2 protein-coding genes are annotated in these 2393 nt (G+C 71.0%); both read left to right on the forward strand.

What is annotated here, in order from left to right; translation table 11 throughout:
• Positions 1 to 1362, forward strand: a 1362-nt coding sequence (locus BJQ90_RS14890) for a Mur ligase family protein (protein WP_226761019.1), incomplete at its 5' end; no start/stop codon positions are given.
• Between the two features lie 6 nt (positions 1363 to 1368).
• Positions 1369 to 2393 (forward strand): UDP-N-acetylmuramoyl-tripeptide--D-alanyl-D-alanine ligase (locus tag BJQ90_RS14895; RefSeq protein WP_226761020.1); only part of this gene is annotated, 1025 nt, incomplete at its 3' end.

The following is a 2393-nucleotide window of genomic DNA, read 5'->3' on the forward strand; positions in this document are numbered from 1 at the left end:
CGCCTGCTGGGGTTCTCCCACGACATTCCGGTCCCCGTGCTGCTGGCCCGCGAACCCCGCACCCTCGTGGGCGGACTGGCTGCCCTGATCTACCGGAGCCGGCCGGACGACGCGCCCGCTCCGGCCTTGTACGGCGTTACGGGCACCAACGGCAAGACCACCACCACCTACTTCATCAACGCCCTCCTGCAGGCCCTCGGGAAGCGGACCGGGCTGATCGGCACCATCGAGATCCTGGCCGGCGGAGCACCGATTCCCAGCCTCCTCACGACCCCTGAGTCCACCGATGTCCACGCCCTGCTGGCCCTGATGCGCGAACGCGGCCTCGACGCGGCCTCCATGGAGGTCTCCTCGCACGCCGTCTCGTTCCACCGGGTGGACGGGATCGTGTTCGACGTCGCCGGCTTCACCAACCTGACCCAGGACCACCTCGACCTGCACGGTTCCATGGAGGAGTACTTCCGGACAAAGGCGAGGCTCTTCACCCCCGGGCGGGCCCGCAGCGCCGTCGTGACGGTGGACGACGACTGGGGTGTGAAGCTTGCCGCGGCGGCGGAGATTCCCGTGACGACCCTGGCCACTGCCCGGCCGGCCGGCGCGGGAAGCGGCGCGCCCTCCGGAGCGGACTGGACCGTTGTCAACCCCGTCCCGCGCGGACTCGGCACGGATTTCGTGCTCCGCCACCGCGACGGCGCGGAACTGCGTGTCCACACCGGACTGCCCGGCAGCTTCAACGTGGCGAACGCCGCGCTGGCCACCGTCATGGTGCTCGCGGGCGGCCACGAGGCCGCTGCCGTCCAGACCGCCCTCGACGCCGGCGACCCCTTCACTGTTGCGGTCCCCGGCCGGATGCAGCTCGTCTCGACCGCCCCCGCGGCGGTGGTCGACTTTGCCCACAACCCGGACGCCCTGGCCCGCGCCCTCGAAGCCGTACGCTCCCCGGAGCCCGGATCCCGGGTGATCATCGTCTTCGGCGCCACCGGACAGCGCGACCAGGGCAAACGGCCCGCCATGGGTGCCATCGCCGCGCGCCTCGCCGACACCGTCATTGTCACCGACGACGACCCGCACGACGAGGACGCCGCGGGGATCCGCGCCGACGTCCTGGCAGGCGCGGTGGAGGCCAAAGAACGCGAGGGCTTGGGCTGCAGCATCATCGAGGTCTTCCCCCGTGATGCCGCCATCCGGGAAGCCGTGGACCTTGCTGGGCCGGCCGACACCATCCTCGTCGCAGGACGGGGCCACGAAATTTGGCAGGAAGTCAAGGGCGTCAACCTCGCCCTTGACGACAGGGTGGAGCTCCGCTCTGCCTTGACAGCTCGGGGATTCACCGTTCTCGAAGACCAGCGGATAGAGTCCTAAACCGAGATGATTGCATTTACCGCGGCGGAAATCGCCGAACTAACCAACGGCCGGCTGGCCGCCGATCCGGGGATTATCCCCGGCTCCGTGGTCACCGACTCCCGGGAAGCCACACCGGGTTCCCTCTATGTGGCCAAGCCGGGGGAGACGGCCGACGGCCACGACTTCGTGGGCGCGGCCTTCGAACGCGGAGCAGTGCTGGCACTGGTCGAGCATGACGTCGCGGACGGCGCCGGGCGAACCTACCCCGCCGTCGTCGTCCAGGACTCGGTCCTCGCGATGGGCGCACTGGCCGCCGAAGCCGTCCGCCGGATCCGCGCCGGCCGTGCGGCCGACGGCGAGCCACTGACCGTGATCGGCATTACCGGCTCCGCCGGCAAGACCACCACGAAGGACCTGCTGGCCGGGATCCTGGCCGGCGAAGGCCGGACCGTTGCCCCGCAGGGTTCCTACAACGGCGAAGTCGGGGTCCCGCTCACCGTCTTCAAGGCCGGTGCCGACACCCGTTACCTCGTGATTGAGATGGGTGCCACGGGCGTGGGCCACATCAGCTACCTCGCGGAGATGGTGCGCCCCGACATCGGAGTTGTTCTTGGCGTCGGCACGGCCCACGCCGGCGAGTTTGGCGGCGTGGAGAACATTGCCCGGGCCAAGGGCGAACTCGTCGAAGCCCTGCCCGCCGCCGGCACCGCCGTACTCAACCTGGACGACGCCCGCGTCGCGGCGATGGCCGCGCGGACCCGGGCCACGGTGCTGGGCTATTCCGCACTGCCCGCCCGCGGCGGCATGCCCGACGGTGCCGAGCCGACCGGCGCAGAACGGAGCGGCGCAGAGCGGGTCCGCGCCGAGGGCGTCGAGCTCAACGCCGACGGCCACCCCGAATTCGAACTTTTCCTGCCGGGCGGGAGCGCCGGGTACCACGTCGCAGCCAAGCTGATCGGCGCCCACCACATCGCCAACCTGCTGGCAGCGGCGGCGGCGGCGCACGCCGCCGGCGTCCCCGCCGACCGGATCGCCGCCTCCCTCAGCAC

This window comes from Arthrobacter sp. SO3, assembly GCF_020532825.1.
Lineage (GTDB): Bacteria > Actinomycetota > Actinomycetes > Actinomycetales > Micrococcaceae > Arthrobacter.